We start from the raw sequence: 19,882 nt of genomic DNA on the forward strand, positions 1-19,882 counted from the left end.
GCAATTCGTTCACGGCGCTTTGGGGGCGTCGTGGAATTCGTTCCCTGCACGTTTTTTGGGGAAGCGATGCACACGCGACGAATTTTGTTTTCGACCCTCTCGGTCACCGTGACTCTTGCCGTGGCGGCCGCGGTGATAGTCCCTGGGCAGACAGCCTTTGCTGACGAATCAACAGCACTGGTCGAGTCATTCGATGACGGCGCATCGTCGTGGACCGCCGCCAAGGGTTCGGTGACTGCGTCGACATCGACGGATATCACAGAAGGCACTGCGGCCCTCAAACTCAACTACGACCTCAGCGCAGGTTCGGTCGAAGCCGGTCGATCCAGCACCCAACCGACCTGGAACCCCCTCGCCTATAGCGCCCTCAAGCTCGACTACAAAGGCGATGGCACCTTTAACACCCTCTACCTCCGCCTCCGCGACGCTACCGGCGAGATCCTCTACTACCGGCTCGGCAACCTCAACACCACTACCTGGATCACCACGACGCTCAACCTCCGCAACCCTCCCGCCGCCACCACCGGCGGAAATGCCAACGGAGTACTCGACGCCCCAGTCTCGCTCTATCGATTCGTCGTCGTCCGCAACGGCACCCAACCCACCACCGGCAACGTCACCATCGACAACCTCCGAACGGTCTCCGACGGGTGGGGACCCGCCAGCGCCGACCCCGCCTACTTCGCACCTGCGAACGGCCAGACCGCCACCATCACCATCCCCGCCGCCACCGCCGGCGACTACACCCTCACGCTCACCGACCCCGCCGGTCACACACGGACACTCCTCGGCACCGCCCCCGACGCCACCCCACAAACGCTCACCTGGGACGGCACCGCCGACGACACCACCCTCATGCAAGGAAACGTATCCGCCGTCCTCGCCTACGACACCACACCCGACGGGACGCTCTCCAACTCCACCCGGATCGGCACACCGCTACTCACCACCGTCGCTGAAGGTGACCAACCGACCGGATCTGAGACCATCTCACTGGCCGAGTCCTTCGACAGCGGGGCCGACACCTGGGCCGCGGCAGTGGGTTCGGTGACTGCGTCGACATCGACGGATATCACAGAAGGCACTGCGGCCCTCAAACTCAACTACGACCTCAGCGCAGGTTCGGTCGAAGCCGGTCGATCCAGCACCCAACCGACCTGGAACCCCCTCGCCTATAGCGCCCTCAAGCTCGACTACAAAGGCGATGGCACCTTTAACACCCTCTACCTCCGCCTCCGCGACGCTACCGGCGAGATCCTCTACTACCGGCTCGGCAACCTCAACACCACTACCTGGATCACCACGACGCTCAACCTCCGCAACCCTCCCGCCGCCACCACCGGCGGAAATGCCAACGGAGTACTCGACGCCCCAGTCTCGCTCTATCGATTCGTCGTCGTCCGCAACGGCACCCAACCCACCACCGGCAACGTCACCATCGACAACCTCCGAACGGTCTCCGACGGGTGGGGACCCGCCAGCGCCGACCCCGCCTACTTCGCACCTGCGAACGGCCAGACCGCCACCATCACCATCCCCGCCGCCACCGCCGGCGACTACACCCTCACGCTCACCGACCCCGCCGGTCACACACGGACACTCCTCGGCACCGCCCCCGACGCCACCCCACAAACGCTCACCTGGGACGGCACCGCCGACGACACCACCCTCATGCAAGGAAACGTATCCGCCGTCCTCGCCTACGACACCACACCCGACGGCGAAGCCGCCGCACGGACCGCGGTTGGAACGCCGCTGCTTACCACCGTTGCCGAGGTCGATGCGACTTCACCGGCCGTCGTCACACTTGCGGAATCGTTTGACGCAGGCGCCGACCCATGGGTGCAAGCAATGGGTTCAGCTACGGCGACCGCTTCGGCCGACAAGACCGAAGGCTCCACAGCATTGAAGTTCGGTTACGACCTCTCGTCTGGCACTGTCGAGCTCGGTCGTGCCACCACTCCGACGCCATGGGACGCGACGGCATTCAGCATCCTTAAACTCGACTACAAGGGCGACGGCACTTTCAACACCCTCTACCTCCGCCTCCGCGACGCTACCGGCGAGGTCCTTTACTACAGAGTCGCCACATTGAACACCACTACCTGGACGACGGCCACGGTGAATTTGAACTCACCGACAGCCACTTCGGGAGGAAACGCCAACGGCGTACTCGACGCGCCAGTCGCTCTCTACCGATTAGTCGTCGTTCGCAACGGTACGCAGGCAGCTACCGGATCGGTATTGCTCGACAACCTCCGTGCGATAGGCGATGGATGGACTGCGCCAACGGCCGCCCCCGCATACTTCTCCGCAGCAGCCTCCCAAACCACCGTGCTGTCGGTGGGAGCAGCAACTCCTGGCGATTATGCGGTGACCGTCACCGACGCAAGCGGTCACTCCCGCACACTGACAGGAACCGCCAATAGCGCGGGCGTTCAGTCCCTTCCATGGGATGGACGGACTAGCGACGGCACCCTATTTGAAGGAAACATCTCAGCCACCCTGGCCTACGACACTGTCCCCGACGGAAACCTCAGCACACCTACCACCGTCGGGATGCCCTATCTGGGTGGGGTTACGGCACGAATCAAGACTTCCTCTGGGGCATCGACGGTGGGGGTGAACAGTTCAATGTCGACCTACGACACTCTCGCGTCCGCCGATGCGGACGCGAAGCTCATGGAGAGCGCCTACGTGCGTTATGCACGCGAAGAGTTCGACTGGAACCGAATCGAGCCACGCCAAGATTATTTCGACTGGGCGAAGTTCGATCAAGCCGTGGCAGCCGCAAAGGGTCGCAACCTTGATGTGATCGGAAAGCTCGGCTACACAGCCGATTGGGCGACGTCGGCGCCTGCCGGCACACCCAGTTCCGATGCACGCTATTTTCCGCCGTCGAACCTGGACGATTGGGTTGACTACGTCACTCAGACTGTAGGGCGCTACAAGGACAGCGTCTCTGTATGGGAGGTGTGGAACGAGCCCAATATCGACAAATACTGGAAGCCGGGTCCAGACCCGGCCCAGTACGGGGCGTTGCTCACGGCGACCTACAGCGCGATAAAGGCCGTGCAACCCAACGCGACAGTATTGATCGGCGGCCTTGCGAATGGCTTTCCGGAGACCTTCCTCAATGCGCTCCTCGCGAATGGCGCAGGAAGCTCCTTCGATGGGATCGCCATGCACATGTACGTGTCCGGCGCCCCGGAGCCCAGCACTATCGATTCCTGGATGGGCGCCGCCCAGACATTCGTAGCGCGCAAGACTCCAGGTCGCTCGCTCTGGATCACCGAAATCGGTTGGACTACCTGTGACAGTTGCACAACCAAGGTGAGCGAGGACCAGCAAGCTCAATTTCTCTCGCGCTTCTATATCGACGCGGTGACTCACGGCATCTCGGGCGTGGTCTGGTTCAATCTCCGCGAATCGGGAACATCAGGCAGCTCCATCGACAACTACGGACTCGTGGAACGAACCGGACGCGTTAAGCCGGCCTACACCGCACTCGCGCGCTTCGCGGCTGCCACGGTGCAGTCAGCGGCTGCAGGCGTCATCAATCCCAGTTCGAATGGGACGTCCACAGTGGTTGATGATTTCGCGACGACGAGTGGTATATCGAGTTCGTCGCTCGGCACGGGTGGGTCTACATCACTGCAAGTGACCACCGGAAGGATCGGCGGGGCTGGCGCCATCGCGGTCAACTACAACTACACGGCCTCGACTGCAACCGGCAGCTTGATCTCGATGAACAAGCCCATTGCGGGATCTCCGACGTCCCTCTCCCTCTGGGCCTACGGAGACAACAGCAACAATTCAGTGTTCCTCAAGTTCGTTGACGCAACCGGAGAGGCTTTCGAGGCCAAGATCGGGAATGTCGGCACCCCGAAGTGGGCACGAATGGTGTTCTACTTCGACGGGAACAATCCGAACTATACCCACAGCGGGGGGAACAATGACGGAGTGGTCAATTACCCGATCACCGTGACCCAATTGCACGTCTACAAGTCGGCCAACGACGTCAACAAAGGCCAATTCATCATTGATGATCTCACTGCTCACTATGGCGCCCCCGTGCGCGGGGCCATCTTCTTTGGACGAAGCTATAACACACAGGCGATCTATACCATCAGCGCTCGTGACACAAAGCTGGCCGTTCCCAACACGACCGCATACATCTACGATCGCGGCACCGTCTCCTCGCTTCCGGTCTCCGGTGGCCTAGCGAGCGTCACGATAACCCCGACGCCGAAGTTCGTCATCGCTACGCCCGCAACTAACCCCGTCAACGGGCCGAAACAGTCGCCCGTCACGTTATCGCTCGTCACGGGTGACCGGTCAGTGCTGACCATTCAGGTCTACACGAAGGCCGGTGCCCTCGTCAGAACTCTCGCAGCGAACCAGTCATATCTTTCCGGACCGCGCACAGTCACGTGGGACGCTCGTCTTGCAAATGGCGACTGGGCCGCTGCGGGCGCGTACATCTTCCGGATTCAGACGACCGGAGCGGATGGCACAAGCACAGTGGTCACACGGAACTTCACCCTCAACTGATTACGTCGGTTTTACTGCTTTCGGATGGCGAGAGAGGTGAAAATATCCTCATCGGTCTCGACGTAGTATGGCGCGACGAGGTCACGCTGAAGATTCACGGCAGCGCCGCGGGCACCGCGCAGCACGTTTGCGGCTATCCGTATGTTCTTTGAGCCGACTGCCACGAGAATCGCGTTTTCCATCTTTGACGATTCCGAGTCGCTTGCAATCACGTTGTCGGTGATCACGAATTCCGACGCAGGAGCTCCGTTGGTGGCCGTCAGCGCTATCCCGCAGCGCCACGATTCTTTCTGGTCATCACGCGTTCCTGGATCGAAGATCAAATTGCTCGCGATGACGACGTCACTCACTCCCTCCACTTGGATACCGGACTTTCCGGTAGATACCAGGTGATTTTGCGAGACGATCGTCCTGCTAGAAGACCCTTCTCGATCGAAGAGGTGAACACCAAAATCGCGCGCCGATTCGAGGCTGTTGCCGATGACCCTTCCGCCGGTCGCCCCTGTGCCGTAGTAGACGCACACGAGAGTTGTGCGAAGCGTATTGCCAGCCACCAGCACATTGCTCGTCGCGCCGCCGGCTACCAGCACGCCGCTGTCTTCCGAAGAGAGGACCGTGTTCCCCACCACAGTGACATCTTCTCCCCGAACATAGAACGCGGCCGGGCTTGGCGCCTTGACCTTCTTTACGTCGTCGACGATGTTCTGTTCGATGCGTACACTCTGAGCGCCGTCGCCGACACGCACGGCGAAGTCAGCGACGTGAGAGAATCGATTACTGCGCACAACGACGTTCGATGTAGGGTTCAAGGTCGTCGAGTAGATGTGCACCGCATGGCTCATTCGCGTGAATGCGCAATTCTCGACAACGACGTCCGTGCAACCGTCTATCTGGAGCGCGACCTCATCGAGAGATTGCGAGCCTCCATCGAAGGTGATGCCGGCGATCCGCACACCAGTCTCGCCCGATAGCAACACGAACGTGGTGTCCGCACCATCCGCCAGGCGGATAGTGGTCACATCTGCGCCTGCTCCGAGTAGGTTGACACCAGACCGCAGTCGAAGTCGTCCCGCCACGCGGAAGTCGCCCGCGGGGAGCACGACGTCATACCCCGTCGGAATCGAGCTGATCAACGCGTTGAGCGCTGGCGCATTGTCAGTCGCCCCGTCGCCGACGAGCCCGTACTCGGAGGCATCGAAGGACGGGAGGGTGCCCTCTCCCGCTATGGGGGTCGCCGGCACCGTCGAACTCGAGGGATTCACCGATTGCGGCCGGAAGCCATAGAGCCCCGCACTGACCCCGCCGCCAGCCAGCCCGCCAGCCAACGCGCTCACTGGAAGACTGGCCAAGACGGCGCGTCTCGAGATCAGATCTCTTTTACCATCCTGATCAGACACAGACGATCAATCCGATCTCCGCTTGCGCCAAACTGCCGTCGCAAAACGCTCAAACCTCTGGGCTCGAGCCTTGTACTCGCGGTTCCCGGGGCCAGAGCCTGCTCCCCGCACTCGGAGCAACAGCGCCCGAGAGAGCAGGCCGCCGCTGAAGACGGCACGCCAGGCGAACCTCCGGACCGGGCCAGGGTGGAATTCCTGCACGTAGTAGTCGAAGGTGTTCTCGGCCCACATCGTGGACACCCGGCCTCCTGACTTATTCACGGATGAACCGATCAGGTGCGTGGCCGTCACGGACGGTGTGACGATGACGCGATATCCCGCCTCGGAAACGCGGTGCGCGAACTCGATGTCCTCGCCGTACATGAACCAGCGCTCGGAGAGCAACCCGACGGATTCCCGGGCCTGCTTTGTCACGTAAAGGGCGCATCCCGAGACCCACTCGACATCCTGAGTTTCGGAAGAATGATGACTCATGTAGAGGTGACGACCGCGCATGGCACGCCACCGGGGGAACGCACGGGCGAGACCACTGAAGTGCGTGAATAGCGGCCAGAGCGTGGGTTGCCGGCCGGCCGCCATCACGGCGACCGTTGGGCCGCTCTCGACTAGTGGAGCGATTATTCCGATCGAGGCATCAGCACGTGCCAGGTCTCGCAGCCGGCCGAGGCTCTCGCCATCGATCTCGGCGTCGGGGTTGAGAAGGAACACGTCGGCACCGTGCGACGCACGGATTCCTCGGTTGACGGCCTTCGCAAAACCATCGTTCGAAGAAGACAGAACGAGCACGTCGATCAGGCCCTCGCGCTCGAGTTCTCGCAAAAGCTCAGGGGTGCCGTCGGTTGAGTCGTTGTCGACGACCACGACCTCGTTCCCGCGGCCGGTCGCAAGCCGCTCCAGGCAGGATCTGATCTCGCCCATCGAGTTGTAGGTCACGATGACGACCGATGTCTCAAAGCCTTGACTCATGCTGCATGCTCCACGTTGCCGCGACGGGCTCGTGACGCGGCAGCGGAATGGACCGCCTCGTTGATCCGGCGCCCGTAAGTCTGTGTCGAGAATCGCTGCAGAACACTCCGTCGGCCCTCGCGAGCCAAAAAGCCGGCGAGCGCATCGTCCGCTATCAGCTCACGACACACTTCTGCCAGAGCCTGCGCATCACCGACCGGGAAGGTGCGACCCAGGCTCCGGTCGCTCACGATCTCTACGAGGCCTTGGACGTCAGACACAATTGTTGGACGTTCAGCCGCCATACCTTCAGCTGCAACTGTACCAAACGGCTCGATTCGGGACGGCACCACCACTATGTGTGCCTGGTCCAGAAAAGGCGCAGCATCTGACTGGAAGCCGGCGAAGTGCACCTTCTCTTCCAGACCGAGCTCGACGACCATTCCTCGAAGCTCTTCCGAGTACCATTCATACCCGGGGAAGACGGAACCTACCAAGGTCAACCTCGCGTCGACCCCCCAATCGATCAGGCACTTCAAGGCCCTGATCGCCACATCCGGGCCCTTACGGGGATTCAGTCGGCCAATGAAGAGCAGTTGTGCGGGTATTCCGGTGCCGGCGAAAGCAGATCTGAAGTAGGGCGCCCAGTCTTTGCCGTTGTAGATGACGGTGGTCTTTTTGCGCATGCCGATACCGCGCGCCATTACATGCGCTCGCGTGTACTCGGAATTGGCGATAGCGATATCGGCTACCGATAGCGGGGCGAGAAGAATTCGCTGCGCGATGACTGGGATCTCAGTCTCCGCCTCTCGCACATGAACCACGGCGCGGCGACGCGTCAGCTTCGCGGCCAAGAGCCACCACGGCTGGGTGATGGTGTTGGCAAAAACCACATCCGCCCGTTCACGAAGAATGAGCCGACGACTCAGGCCCAGAGTTCTCGGCATACGCACGATGAGCGCGAGCAGTGCGCGCGGGCGAAGGAGAGCTTTACGCAGGACGGGCAACTGAATCACCCTGACCGTCGCTCCGGTTTCGACGAAGCGAGCCTGGAGTGGACCCTCTTCCGGGATCACCACAGTTACCTGGTGTCCGCTCTCAATGAGAGCTTTCACCGTGCCGACTGCCATACGGTCGCTGCCGTAGAGCTCGCTTCCGGGATGGCCAAACAGAATCCTCATCGCGGTCGCCTTGCGATCAGGTCTTCGAGCGACTGCTCGTACGCGGAGCAGACGCCCTCCCACGAATAACGAGTCTGAGCCCTTTCGACCGCACGCAGACTGAGTTCTGCCTGCGTTTCGGGCTTGGCCAACAGATCTCGGATCGTCGACTCAATGTTCGTTGGATCTGGCTGAGCGAAAACGCCTGCCTCTCCGAGCACCTCCCGGTTGTAGACAGTGTCGCGGGCAACCACGGGCGCCCCGCATGCCATTGCCTGTACGAGTGCTGGGTTAGTTCCTCCAACACTGTGCCCATGAAAGTATGCGCCTGCGTGCTGCCACAACGACTGCAAACGCCGGTCGTCCTTGAGGTGACCGAGCCACGTGACGTTGTGGTTCGCATCCGCGAGTGCTTGCACTGCCGCATCCAACTCACCACCGTACCCGGAGGACCCGACTATCACGACGCGGGTGTCGACCGCCAATCGGCGTGCCGCCTCCAGGAATTCCGGGATCGTGTTCTCCGGCACGAAGCGGGCGACCACCAACACGTAAGCGCGATGTTCGAGTCCCTCGTCGACGGGAAGCGGTTCAGGGACATCGCCTCCATAGGGTATGAAGACCCCTCGGTTCACCCGGAAGTCTGAGCGCCACCGGCGCCCGATCTCCTCGGCGTCGTAGACGAGTTCATCCCCGAACCGCGCGGTCATCTTGGCCCCGCCTACGAAGATAGATTTGGCAGCTCGACCCCATTTCTCGCGGTCCCATTCGATCCCATCGACATTGATGAGTGTCGGAATGCGCCGCGATCGGAGCACCGGGAGCCAGTACCCGTTTGCCACGTTCATGATCAAGGCTACTTCTGGTTTCCTTCGCCACGCATCGAAAGTGGCACTCAGTCCGTACGTCAGGGTGCTGACGGACTTACTCTCGATTCCCCAGGTCACCTTTGTGGCGACCCGGGAATCGCGCTCGCTGTCCGCGTCCACCGTGGCGCCGCGCCTCCCATAGACAGTGACATCCCAGCCTTTCTCCGCAAGGAAAGGCGCCAACTTGCGAACTGCTGTCTCGAACCCTCCGTAATAGCTCGGGTAACCCCGCGTCCCGATAATCGCCACCGACCTGCGAGCGTCCGCCAACTGTGATTCCTCCGTCATCGCCAAATCGGCCCCATCAACACAGATTCAGCGCTTCATGACTTCCGACGGCAACGGCTGCGCGCCGATTCCCGCATAAGCGCAGCTCCGCTAACTTCTCCATCAGCTTATCTCTCCGATTCCTCGACCAGCGGGCTACGCACGAGGGGGTGGCAACACTTAATCGGATGGTAACGAGAAGGCAGCACCTCCCGGGCGCGGGTCGGGTTCTGGTCAGCCACACGGCGGACAACTTGCCCGTAGCATTGGTGGAACGCGTGTGAGGGGTGGGCAAGTGATCGGGAACCTCGGATAATGACAAGTCGTCAGACCTTTGGGGTGGTGGCTGGAACGGTCGTGGCCGCCGCGCTCTTCGTGTTCATGATCGTGTTCCTTGGGCCGGTGAACACGTTACTGGCGTTGGTTTTCGTGATAGCAGCGATCGTGCTCCTGCGGTTTCCGATCGTCGGCATCTACGCGCTCGTCGTTCTTCTTCCATTCAACGGCTTGGTCAGCCAAGTCACTGCTGATACGAGCATTCCGGGAATCTATGGAGCGGCGAAAGATTTCCTGCTCCTAGGCATCTTGCTCGTCGCACTGATTTCCGGCCGGGTTCGCCGAGTTCCGGCGACGGTCGTTTCACTAGTGGTGCTGATCGTCACACTCGCTTTGGTCTCCGGCATATTCACGCCGACACTCCTTCAAGCTAGCTACGGTTGGCGAAACGACTATGAGCCTCTTCTGCTCCTGATTGCGGTTCCCGCGATCGTCGATGTCTCGTCAGTTCGGCGACTTCTTGGGCTGGTCATTCTGATGGGTCAGGTTTCTGCCGCTATCGCCGTTGCGAGCTGGTCCCGGGGACTTGACTGGCTCTTCGACATCGGACGGCTTCCGGTCGCAAACCAGAGTGACTTCCCGACGTCATTGTTCTCATCGGGCAGCCTCAGGCCGCGCGCGTTCAGCCCGTACGTTGCTCCGAATGAGATGGCGGTAGTGATGGCGGCCCTGATCGCCGTTATCTGGGTGATCCCCAAGCTGTCGCCTTGGCAGAGAATCTTACTTTCCATCCTTCCGGTTGCAGCCGTGGTCCTCTCCGAATCTCGCAGCGGCATCCTTGGCGCCATCGTCGTTGCCTGTGTTCTCGCGGCACGCGGACTCCACAAGCGATCCGCAGTCCTCGCCGCCGCGTTCCTCCTGATGGCCGTGGTCGGAGTCGTTGCTGGAGCCGTTCTGTACATCACCAACAAACTTGGAGACGGGGGCGATCCGTCAATCGGTGGCCACTCTTTGAGCCTCGAATCAGGTATCGCGACTCTCATCCAGAACCCATTCGGTCTCGGGCTCGGTAAGGTCGGCCCGCGTGCGGCCCAATACGACGATTCGTATCACGTGGAGAGCTTTTGGCTGCTCATCGGTCTTGAATCGGGCATAGTCGTCATGACGCTCTACGTGGCATTGATGGCATACCTGGTGACCAAGGCCGTGCGTTCGAAGTCGGATCTCTCGTTCCTGGCAGCAGCCGTGCTTTCCGCCAGCCTGGTGAGCCAAATCGTTCTTCCCGCTTTTCAGGAAGGAGCGGTTAGCTTCACAGTCTGGCTACTCGTCGGGCTTGCACTGGTCGCAATGAAGGCGGAATCCACCGACAGCGCGAACTCTAGTCAACTGCCAGCTCTCACAAGCGCACTACGCTGACGTCGAGCTCGAATCAGTAGGCGCCTTCTCGCTCGAATACAGCCTTGGCCGTACGCCAGAGGATCACTACGTCTCCGGTCAGTGACCAGTTTTCCACGTAGTAGAGGTCAAGGCGCACCGTGTCCTCCCACGACAGATTCGACCTGCCGCTGACCTGCCAGAGACCGGTAATGCCAGGCTTGACCAGGAACCGGCGGTGAACATGGTCTTCGTACTGCACCACTTCGCGCTGCAAGGGCGGGCGCGGCCCGACGATAGACATCGAGCCGCGGAAGACATTGAACAACTGCGGTAGTTCGTCCAGGCTGAATCGGCGAAGGATTTTTCCGATCGGGGTGACTCGAGGGTCGTCCCTCATCTTGAAGAGCACTGAATTACCTTCATCGCGCTGCTCAGAGAGCAGGTTGGTCAGCTGCACTTCGGCATCGACGACCATCGAGCGGAACTTGAGCATGTCGAACCGGTCGCCGTTGTAGCCAACCCGCTCCTGTCGGAACAATACCGGCCCAGCGGAGCTGAGACGGATGATGGCGGCAATGATCCCAAATACCGGGAGCAGGATCACGATTCCGATCCCTGAAGCGAGAACGTCGAACGCGCGCTTAGCGAACTTCTTTCCCCCCTCGTAGCGCGGTGTCTCGACGTGAATCAAAGGAAGGCCGGCAACTGGGCGAGTATGAATACGTGGCCCACCGATGTCGACGAGGCTTGGAGCCACAACCAGGTGCTGGCGGCCCGGCTCAAGACTCCAGCTCAACTCGCGGACGCGCTGAGGCGAGAGCTCGTCGGCGCTAGTGATCACCACAGTGTCGGCACCGCTCGCGTTGAGAGCCTGCACGACCTTGTCAAGGTTGCCGAACGTGGCAACTTCGGTACCCGGCAGAACGTCCCCGATGAGCGTTGTCGGGACACAGGCGCCGATGACGCGGTACCCACTTTCGGGGTGACGCTCGAACTCGCGCGCGATATGCGTCACCGACTCCATCGATCCGACCAGAAGCACCCGAGATGAGTAGGCACCTTGCCGCCGCTGATTGGCCAGCCACGTGCGCCACATCCAGCGATCGAGGATCAGGCCACCGAGCCCGACCGGAAGAGCGATCAAGATATAGCCACGAGCGATATCTAGTTGAAACAGAAATGCGGCAATTGCGATTAAACCGAAAAGGCGCAACGTGGCGTCGGCAATCAATCGGTACTCCTGGGTGCCCGAGCCAAGTACCCGGTAGTCCCGCGACCCATATATCTGGAGAGCGGCCAGCCAGAGGAGAACGATCAAGAGAGAGATCAGTGAGTACTGGACGAGGACACTCCCCGCAGGCGAGGTACCCAGGGCATCGCTGATTCCCAGACCGATCCAGGTGTATTGCACTCCGAAAACGACGAAGAGCAAAACCCCGAGATCGGTGAGAAACAAGCGCATCGTGTAGCTACGCTGCCACTGCGCGGCAGAACGAGCAGATCGCGTCATCAAGCTGGCGCTTAGCACGTTACCTACCACGTTTCCCCCATCGAACACTCGGCAATTCCCTTGTGCTCACGCGGTGGACCAGGTACGTCAGCCACTGTGGAGCCACGGTGCGCACAAGTCCTGCGCCTTAATCTACCTGAGCCCAGGTCGCTCCGCCATCACCGGAGCCAAGCACACCTGAGTCCGACCATATCCACGCCATCGAATCCGCGACGGCCAATGTCGCCCTGCCACCGACTTCGGCGTCCGGAATACACCCCCTCGCACTGGGTGCCTGTGAAATAGTGTCGAACCCCACAACTAGGAGACCGTCGCATTGCTCCGGATCTGAGACAAGCACCAGCGCGGACCCGTTGGACGAGTCAGCGGCAACCGCGATGAGATTGCCTTCCACCGCGGTCGACCACGTCGATGCAGACGACGAGTAGACCAACGCTCTGCCAGGGCAGAATGCGACGAATCCAGAAGGAACCGGCCACGAGTCGACGACCCCCTCACAGGGGGATGTGATTGTGCCAGTGGAAGATTGCAGATCGGCGGGCCGCAGTGGATCGACATAAGACTGGCTAGGCAGGGCCTCTGGATACTCTGCCCAAAACTCTCCGCCGGTGTATGTCGAGAGGACTGTCGGCGCACAATCTCCATTTCGACGCACCACCGCGTCCGTGTGATCCGGATCGATCACTGTCAACGCGACGATGACCTGGGGAGCAGGATTTCCTAGGTCCACAGCCGTCCAGCTTCGTCCTCCATCCGTCGTGCGCTCGATCGCTGCGCCGCCGGTCGCGCAGGTCCCACGAACAGCGCGATACCCATCGCTTTCATCAAGCATTCGGAAGACCTGGGCGTCCGGCGTTCTCGCAACTGCTGTCGGCACCGGCCCCGAGGGAACGCTCGGACTCGGCACATTGGGTGGTTCCGACCTCATCGTGGCAGTAGGAGATCGTTCAGCCAGCGATCCGCTGGCGGGAGCGACGGCTCTGACCTGAAACGCGAGCACCACCAGCGACACGGCAGCGATTGCGAGTGCGGCTAATCCCGCCCCGGTCCATAGTGCGCGCCGCCGCCTCGGGTTAGTCACTTCGCTGCTTTCGTCGAACCCTCGCTCACGTCAGTCTCGCCGTACCCGTAGCCGTAGCCGTACCCGTAGCCATATCCGTACGAGTCAGGTCCCTTGGTAGGAAGCATCGTAATAACTACACCTGCGATGTGAGCATTGACATTCGCCAGCGCGCTCAGTGCGCCTCGCACTTGGTTTTTGTGCACTCGTCCGGCCGCAACCATCAGCAGGGCCCCTGACGTCCGTGTCGCAAGAACCGCGGCGTCCGTAACGGGAAGCAGCGGTGGCGCATCGAAGATCACCACGTCAAATGACTTCTCGAGGGACGAAATCAGAGTCTCCATCTTGGACGACCCGAGAAGCTCGCTGGGGTTGGGCGGGATTTTTCCCGCGGGCAGAACGTAGAGGTTCGTCTCGCCCCAACGCTGGATGACCTCACCCGGTTGCGCGCGGCCGACGAGGATGTCAGTGAGCCCGGCCGCACCCTCAAGACCCAGGTAGTCTGCAACCCGCGGCTTGCGAAGATCCGCGTCGACGATGAGCACCTGCTGACCCGAGAGGGCCATTGCGATGGCTAGATTCGCAGACGTTGTGCTCTTCCCTTCACCTGGCACCGATGAAGTCAGCACGAAGCTACGATGACCCTCTCCGATCGCGACGAATTGAAGGTTCGTTCGGAGCGTTCTGAATGCTTCGGCACGCGGGCCCCGGGGATCGTCGCGCACGACGAGGGGTTGGTCCGACGTGAGCGGATCGAACTGTATTCCACCCAGGATCGGGGAATCCACGATCCCATGCACGTCGTGCTCGTTGCGAACGCGAGTGTCGAGCACCTCCCGAAGAACAGCGGCGGCCACGCCCGCGACTAGTCCCACGAGACCACCGAACAGGATGTTCAAAGTCACATTCGGGGACGACGGTGCAGTCGGAGGGACCGCCTCTTGGAGGATGGTGATCTTGACCGGAGCGGTCCCGTCTGCAGCCGGCGGAACGAGGGCGGACACAGTGTCCTCAAAACTTGATGACACTGCGTTCGCGATCGAAGCAGCAGAGGTCGGATTCGGGTCTGATACCGAAATATCCAGCACCACTGTGCCCTGCGGCGACGTGGCCGAAACGCGAGTCGCCAGTTCGCTCACGGTGGTCTTCAGCTCCAGCTTGTCGATGACCGGCTGCAACACCAACGATGACGTCGCCACATCGGCGTACGACTTGACCTGGCCTTGGGCGAAACTCCCGCCCTGTGTCAGATCGCTAATCGTCCCGGTCGACTGGACCGAGACAAAGACTTTCGCAGTCGCTTGGTAGACCGGCGTTTGCACGATCGTGAATGCCGCTGCTGCCGCGATCCCAACGAGCGCGAAGACGACGATGAAGATCCATCCCTTGCGAAGGACTCGCACATAATCTCGAAATTCCACTCGATCAGCCTCTCCACCCGAACACTCTTCTGGCCCCAGTCCGAGTTCACATGCTCTCACACGCCCTCGCGCCACGAGGAATCGCTCGCCGACCCGGACTTCTCAGATCGCGGCGGGTGTCAACTTCGAAGCAAGCGTGGAGACCAACTCGTTGATCCGGTTTCCAACCCGCTCATGCGTGGCCTCCGAACGTCGATATGGGTCTTCAATGTCATCATCTGGCCCCATGACGATCATCCCTCGGTATCGTGATGCGGTGATCGCCGTATCGAAAAGGCTGATACCGGCCATTCCCGCAGGAGGAGTCACATGGTCAGGAACCTCTTGGAGTATGCGCAAGAACTCGACGAGCGTGAAAGTACGTTTCAGCGCGAATGGGAACTCCTGGGCGAGTTCCCCCCGTTGCTCGCGAGTCATGGTGAGTACAACTGAAGATGATCTCAGCAGGCCTTCCGTGACCTGCCGGCCGATGTGACTCGGGTTGCCCCCGTTGCGTGCGGCTATCGCCGCAGGATGCAGGTCCATGGGCGCTCCGACCAAAGCATGGAGGCCTGCGCTTTCCACTTCCAACGCCTGTTGGCCAAGCTCGTCCAGACGAGCTCGCATGAGCTTCTCGGCGAGCGGCGAGCGGCAAATGTTGCCCGTGCAGATGAAGGTTATGCGCGGCGGACCGGCCGGAGGTGTGGGCGCAGCAAACAGATCATTGAGCACGTCAGTTCGACTTTCGCAGACGTGCCCTCATCTCACGGCGCGTCAAGACGTTGTCTGGCTCTTCAAGTGGCGCTAGTCCGGAGCTCGCTGAGACTTCGCCAATTCGACCACGGTCGTCGATGTCGTACGACGCGCCTGAGAGCAGCAGAGCATCGAACTCAGACATTTCCGCGGACACCGGGGGCTCGGGCTGCAGCACGAGGTCCCGCTCTGCTCGCTTTATCTCCGAGGAGGGGGCCGCGGACGGCACGGGCGCCTCGGTCTCGGTCCGTTCGTCGTCTCGGGATCGACTGCGGTACGTCGAACCGTAACCGTATCCGTACCCGTAGGCAGCACCGACCCCGCGCCGCGGCATCCGGTTGAGAATGATCCCCAGCGGTCGCCCATTTGCGCGCTTCAAGTTGGCTAACGCCTTCGACAGTCCTTCGAATGTCGTCTTACCAACCCCCGCGACAACTAGGGCTCCGTCGGTGTTGTGCGAGAGCACCGCTGCGTCTGTCACAGGAATAAGGGGAGGCGCGTCGATGAGGACAATTGCCTGCTCAGCGAGCTCGCCGAGCAGTCGGTGCATTCGCTCGGAGCCGAGTAGTTCGCTGGGGTTCGGTGGAATCTTTCCTGCGGTCAGGATGAAGAGCCGTCCCGAATCGCCCCACGGCTGCAGCACGTCTTCAACCGCCGACCTTCCGGCTAGCACGTCGGTGAGACCTGCGCCGTCAACGAGATTGAACGTCTTCGACACTGTCGGTCGCCGAAGGTCGGCGTCAATCAGCACCACCGGCTGATGCCCGGCCGCGAGCGCTATCGCGAGGTTAGCCACCAACGTCGACTTTCCGTCTCCCGGAAGCGGACTCGTCACCACCATCACTCGAGGCGGACTATCGACGTCCATGAACTGTAGGTTGGTTCGGATCTCTCGTAGAGCCTCGGCCACGGCCACGTCGTCATCGTCGCGCTGCGTGTAATCGGTCGCTCCATCCATTGACACGAGGCGTTCGGCGTCAGTGAACCTCCGGTCGACGGGCACCGAGCCAATGACGGAAATTCCGAACTCTCTCTCGACCGCTTCCGCTGTGCGAATGCGCCGGTCGAGCGCATGTCGAAGTGCCGCATATGCGAGCCCCACGACGAGCCCAGCGATCAGTCCTATCACGATGGCAAGCCGGGTGTTCGGCGATGTCGGAGAAGTCGGCAGGACTGCGGAATCAAGCGGTATCAACTGCACGACTCCTGACCCTCCACCGGAGGAGTCCGCGCCCTCGATGGTTTTGATCTGCTGCGCGATGCCACGCAGCCAGGACTCCGCAAGATCTCGAGCAGCGGTGGGCGTGGAACCAGTGGCGGAGACCTTGATAAGTACCGTTCCGGAGGGATTGGATACTGTCGTCCGGGTCACGAGTTGTTCCGGTGCAACCTTCAATCCCAGTTCATCAATCGCATACTGAGCAACCGCCCGAGATGTCCCGATATCAATATACGACTTGACTTTGGACTGAGCGAGGTTGTCTCCTACGAGAGCGTTGCCCGTATCTGAGTTGTCCCCCGCCGAGAGGTAACCGCTTGAGTCCGCCGAGTAGACCTTCGGCTGGAGCAGCGACCAGCCAAAAGCTGCTGCTCCTCCTACCAAGACGAAGACGACAATTGCAATCCAGTGAGCGCGAAGGATCGGCAAGAACGATCTGAACTCCATGTGCCTGCCTCAATCCGGTCGATAAGGTGCTGACTCATCGACGACTTGTACGAACCGCCCCCAACTGCGGCATGGTCTGACGATATTGTAGTCGGCGAATGCGCCGCCGACTTTCGGAGCGGTCGCGAGCACGCTGGTAGCGTGGTGTCGGTGACCATGAACGCGCCTGAACTCTGTTCCGGTAAATGGCATGTTCGGGACGATGTCGCGGCAGTGGAGATGGATCGGTCCGTTTTCGCATTAGCGCTGAGTTCCAGAAACCCTGTTCCGCATGCTCTTGAGGGTTCGGCGACAACGATCTGGCGGTCCATAGATGGCGAGCGAGACGCCGAGCAGATCGCCGCCCGAATTGTCAGGGAATATGGCGCCGACTTCGCTGTGGTATTTCCACAAGTCTGCGTGTTTCTTGTCGAGTTGGAGCAGGTCGGTTTGATCGAGAGATCACATCCCGAGGGCGGTGAGCAGCCGTAATGACCACCGTTCCCCTAGGGCAGGCCGCCGCGGTCGCACTCGGATGCGCCTTAGCGGCATTCGTCGCGGAGAGAGACGGCATACGCGCTTTCCTCATCAAGGGTCACGCCGTCGCCGAACAGGGACTCCGAAAGCCCCGCAGATACGCCGACGTGGACGTGTGGGTCGATCCACTGTCGGTGGACCGTTTCGTACTACTGCTCGAGGAGCGTGGCTGGCGCGAGAGAGGCCCGAACTGGGTGATCGATCGCGTGGGGAGCCACTCAGTTACGCTTGTGAATGAGTCATGGCCTTGCGACATTGACGTTCATCGCCGCTTCCCAGGGTTTCTAGCACCCGACGAGGTCGTGTTCGATGAACTTTGGCGACGACGCACCACGATCGTTATCGGGGGTCGAACTATCGTCACGCCCGATCGTGCAGGCAACGCAGCCATCCTGGCACTGCATTCGATGCGTCACGAACGAAGTCCACGCGGGGACGAAGAGCTGGACTATCTGGTTGGGCAACTCGCGAACGATTCAGAGACGGTCGAAGAGATCCTGAAGCTCGCAGCGGCAACTGGCGCCAATGAAACCCTCACTCCGCTTTTGAAGCGACTGGGCACGGCCCCGCGACCAGGCCTGTCTCCGACGGCTCGGGCGCTCCGCGAGTGGAATGCGCGCCAGGCCCACATGTCTCGCACCGGCCGATGGCTGGCATACTTTCGTGACATGCCTCTCCGCGCTTGGCCGCGAGAGATGCTCATCGCTGCGTGGCCTTCAGCAGAGCTCTACCGGCAGGATCATCCAGAAGTCGCCCCAACCAGAACGGCAATGTTCTGGGGCCGAATTCGACGACTCATCAACGGCGCGACAGGATTGCTGCGAATTGCGGCGTCGCACCTTCGAGGCACAGGAAGGCACCGCTGACGCACAGGCGCTCGATTTGCGATTGGTCATCCCCTTCTGAGGACACCCGCCTGTACCAAAGCTTCGACAGCCGCCGAGACGCGTTCGCGGACCGTCCCGTCGGAAGGACTCCCGTGCTGGCGTACCACGAAAGAGCAAATGTCGTCGAGCGTTGCGGAGGACCGAGTCGCCGTCCAAATCGATGGGCCGATTCCATCAAGGACTCGAACGGTAGCTTCATGAAGCAGCACGAGTCGCGACCCGATCACCAAGCCGTCGGTCGGGGGAACCTGTGCGAACCGCCCGCCGCTCGGTGTGTCGGCAGCAGACCAGACCAGGCGCTGCCAATCGTCCTTATGCGACAAGGAGAGAAGTTCTTCGAGAACCTCCTCATCGACGGAATCCGCTTCACCATACACAAGGCGCTTCACCCCGCCCGTGGCTGCAATCAGGGCCGCGAGCCGCTCGAGCGGGCGTTCCAAAGCAGGAAGGTAACTTAGCTCAGGAACGAGCAACGGCAACGCTTCGGCGAGGCCCACCGCCTCGCTCCGTGGTGATCCGCCGTAGTCGGCTCGTCGGTCGATCAATACGATACTCGCTACCCTCAGGGGCGCGTCGGGCACGGGACGAAGACCCAGCGTCGACGGAGCAAGTTGCTCCTTCGGGCCGGCGGAAGAGACTCGCGACAGCGGCTTACGATATGGCAGCACCTCGTTGTTGGGAGTGACGCCGATCGTTTCGTCGGTGACGTAGCCGAACTTTCTCCCCAGGCTGGAAGCAAGGGTTGTCTTGCCACGTCCCGACGGTCCAACGAATGCAACCACGTCACCGCGCTCAGTTGCCACCCCGCACGCGTGAAGCATGACCAGTTGCGCCTTGCGGAGTTCGATTGCCGCCAACGTCACCTTTGTGGATAGTTGCGCCAACGCGTCTTGCATCCGAGATGCCGCCACATCGAACAACCCAGCGTCTGCGGCGGCTGTAGAGCCCACGGTGACCGTGATCCGGGCGTCCGCAACTGCGGTATCGGGCTGGATAGCGGCATCCGCCCACGCCTCTGCGATCCGCTTCGCCTCGACCTGGGAGAGTCGCGGATCAACTTCGATCTCAATGCAGACACCTAGGGCGCAGATGAAGAATGAGGAGGGCATAGGAAAACGCTAGTGCAGGCTCGAAGAGTTTGTTGGCGCACAGCACTTGGGGCAGGGAGGGTGTGAGATTCGGCGCCCGCGAACCCCTTGTCACAAACTAAAAGGGGAAGCCCCGCCTTCAGGCGGAGGGCTTCCC

Annotated in this window: 13 protein-coding genes; 4 read left to right on the forward strand and 9 right to left on the reverse strand. The window is 61.1% G+C overall.

The window, feature by feature from the left end; translation table 11 throughout:
- The first annotated feature begins 30 nt into the window (after window positions 1-30).
- Window positions 31-4,554, forward strand: coding sequence for a FlgD immunoglobulin-like domain containing protein (locus tag AC3WLB_RS18745; protein WP_492508601.1), 4,524 nt, complete (start codon window positions 31-33; stop codon window positions 4,552-4,554).
- 11 nt (window positions 4,555-4,565) lie between these two features.
- On the opposite strand, the gene AC3WLB_RS18750 is transcribed toward AC3WLB_RS18745, so the two are convergent.
- The 4 genes from AC3WLB_RS18750 to AC3WLB_RS18765 are packed head-to-tail and all read right to left on the reverse strand — an operon-like array spanning window position 4,566 to window position 9,213.
- Window positions 4,566-5,951, reverse strand: coding sequence for a right-handed parallel beta-helix repeat-containing protein (locus AC3WLB_RS18750; RefSeq protein WP_492508603.1), 1,386 nt, complete (start codon window positions 5,949-5,951; stop codon window positions 4,566-4,568).
- Between the two features lie 6 nt (window positions 5,952-5,957).
- Entirely contained in the window at window positions 5,958-6,917 is a 960-nt protein-coding gene (locus tag AC3WLB_RS18755; protein WP_492508605.1) for a glycosyltransferase family 2 protein, read from the reverse strand.
- On the reverse strand, window positions 6,914-8,077 hold the full coding sequence (locus AC3WLB_RS18760) for a glycosyltransferase family 4 protein (protein ID WP_492508607.1): 1,164 nt from the start codon (window positions 8,075-8,077) through the stop codon (window positions 6,914-6,916). Before AC3WLB_RS18760 ends, AC3WLB_RS18755 begins: the two co-directional genes overlap by 4 nt.
- Complete coding sequence (locus AC3WLB_RS18765; protein ID WP_492508609.1) at window positions 8,074-9,213, reverse strand: glycosyltransferase; 1,140 nt, start codon at window positions 9,211-9,213, stop codon at window positions 8,074-8,076. The genes AC3WLB_RS18760 and AC3WLB_RS18765 overlap by 4 nt, the downstream gene beginning before the upstream one ends.
- Before the next feature lie 294 nt (window positions 9,214-9,507).
- Between AC3WLB_RS18765 and AC3WLB_RS18770 the strand changes: the two genes are divergently transcribed.
- On the forward strand, window positions 9,508-10,884 hold the full coding sequence (locus AC3WLB_RS18770; RefSeq protein WP_492508611.1) for an O-antigen ligase family protein: 1,377 nt from the start codon (window positions 9,508-9,510) through the stop codon (window positions 10,882-10,884).
- 13 nt (window positions 10,885-10,897) lie between these two features.
- Here AC3WLB_RS18770 and AC3WLB_RS18775 read toward each other — a convergent pair whose 3' ends face one another.
- From AC3WLB_RS18775 to AC3WLB_RS18790, 4 genes are all read right to left on the reverse strand, one after another.
- Window positions 10,898-12,307, reverse strand: a complete 1,410-nt coding sequence (locus AC3WLB_RS18775) for a sugar transferase (RefSeq protein WP_492508786.1) — start codon at window positions 12,305-12,307, stop codon at window positions 10,898-10,900.
- A gap of 1,125 nt (window positions 12,308-13,432) precedes the next feature.
- Window positions 13,433-14,836: a tyrosine-protein kinase domain-containing protein gene (locus AC3WLB_RS18780; protein WP_492508613.1), complete on the reverse strand. Its 1,404-nt coding sequence runs from the start codon at window positions 14,834-14,836 to the stop codon at window positions 13,433-13,435.
- Between the two features lie 102 nt (window positions 14,837-14,938).
- Window positions 14,939-15,547: an arsenate reductase/protein-tyrosine-phosphatase family protein gene (locus tag AC3WLB_RS18785; RefSeq protein ID WP_492508615.1), complete on the reverse strand. Its 609-nt coding sequence runs from the start codon at window positions 15,545-15,547 to the stop codon at window positions 14,939-14,941.
- 1 nt (window position 15,548) lies between these two features.
- Window positions 15,549-17,234, reverse strand: coding sequence for a tyrosine-protein kinase domain-containing protein (locus AC3WLB_RS18790; protein ID WP_492508617.1), 1,686 nt, complete (start codon window positions 17,232-17,234; stop codon window positions 15,549-15,551).
- Between the two features lie 156 nt (window positions 17,235-17,390).
- Here AC3WLB_RS18790 and AC3WLB_RS18795 point away from each other — a divergent pair, with 156 nt between their 5' ends.
- Complete coding sequence (locus AC3WLB_RS18795; protein WP_492508788.1) at window positions 17,391-17,705, forward strand: PqqD family protein; 315 nt, start codon at window positions 17,391-17,393, stop codon at window positions 17,703-17,705.
- Window positions 17,705-18,616, forward strand: a complete 912-nt coding sequence (locus tag AC3WLB_RS18800; protein WP_492508619.1) for a nucleotidyltransferase family protein — start codon at window positions 17,705-17,707, stop codon at window positions 18,614-18,616. Before AC3WLB_RS18795 ends, AC3WLB_RS18800 begins: the two co-directional genes overlap by 1 nt.
- A gap of 26 nt (window positions 18,617-18,642) precedes the next feature.
- Here the strand turns inward: AC3WLB_RS18800 and AC3WLB_RS18805 are convergent, their stop codons facing one another.
- Window positions 18,643-19,746, reverse strand: coding sequence for a hypothetical protein (locus AC3WLB_RS18805; protein ID WP_492508621.1), 1,104 nt, complete (start codon window positions 19,744-19,746; stop codon window positions 18,643-18,645).
- Between the last annotated feature and the right edge of the window lie 136 nt (window positions 19,747-19,882).

This window comes from Herbiconiux sp. FW305-C-125 (genome assembly GCF_058783455.1).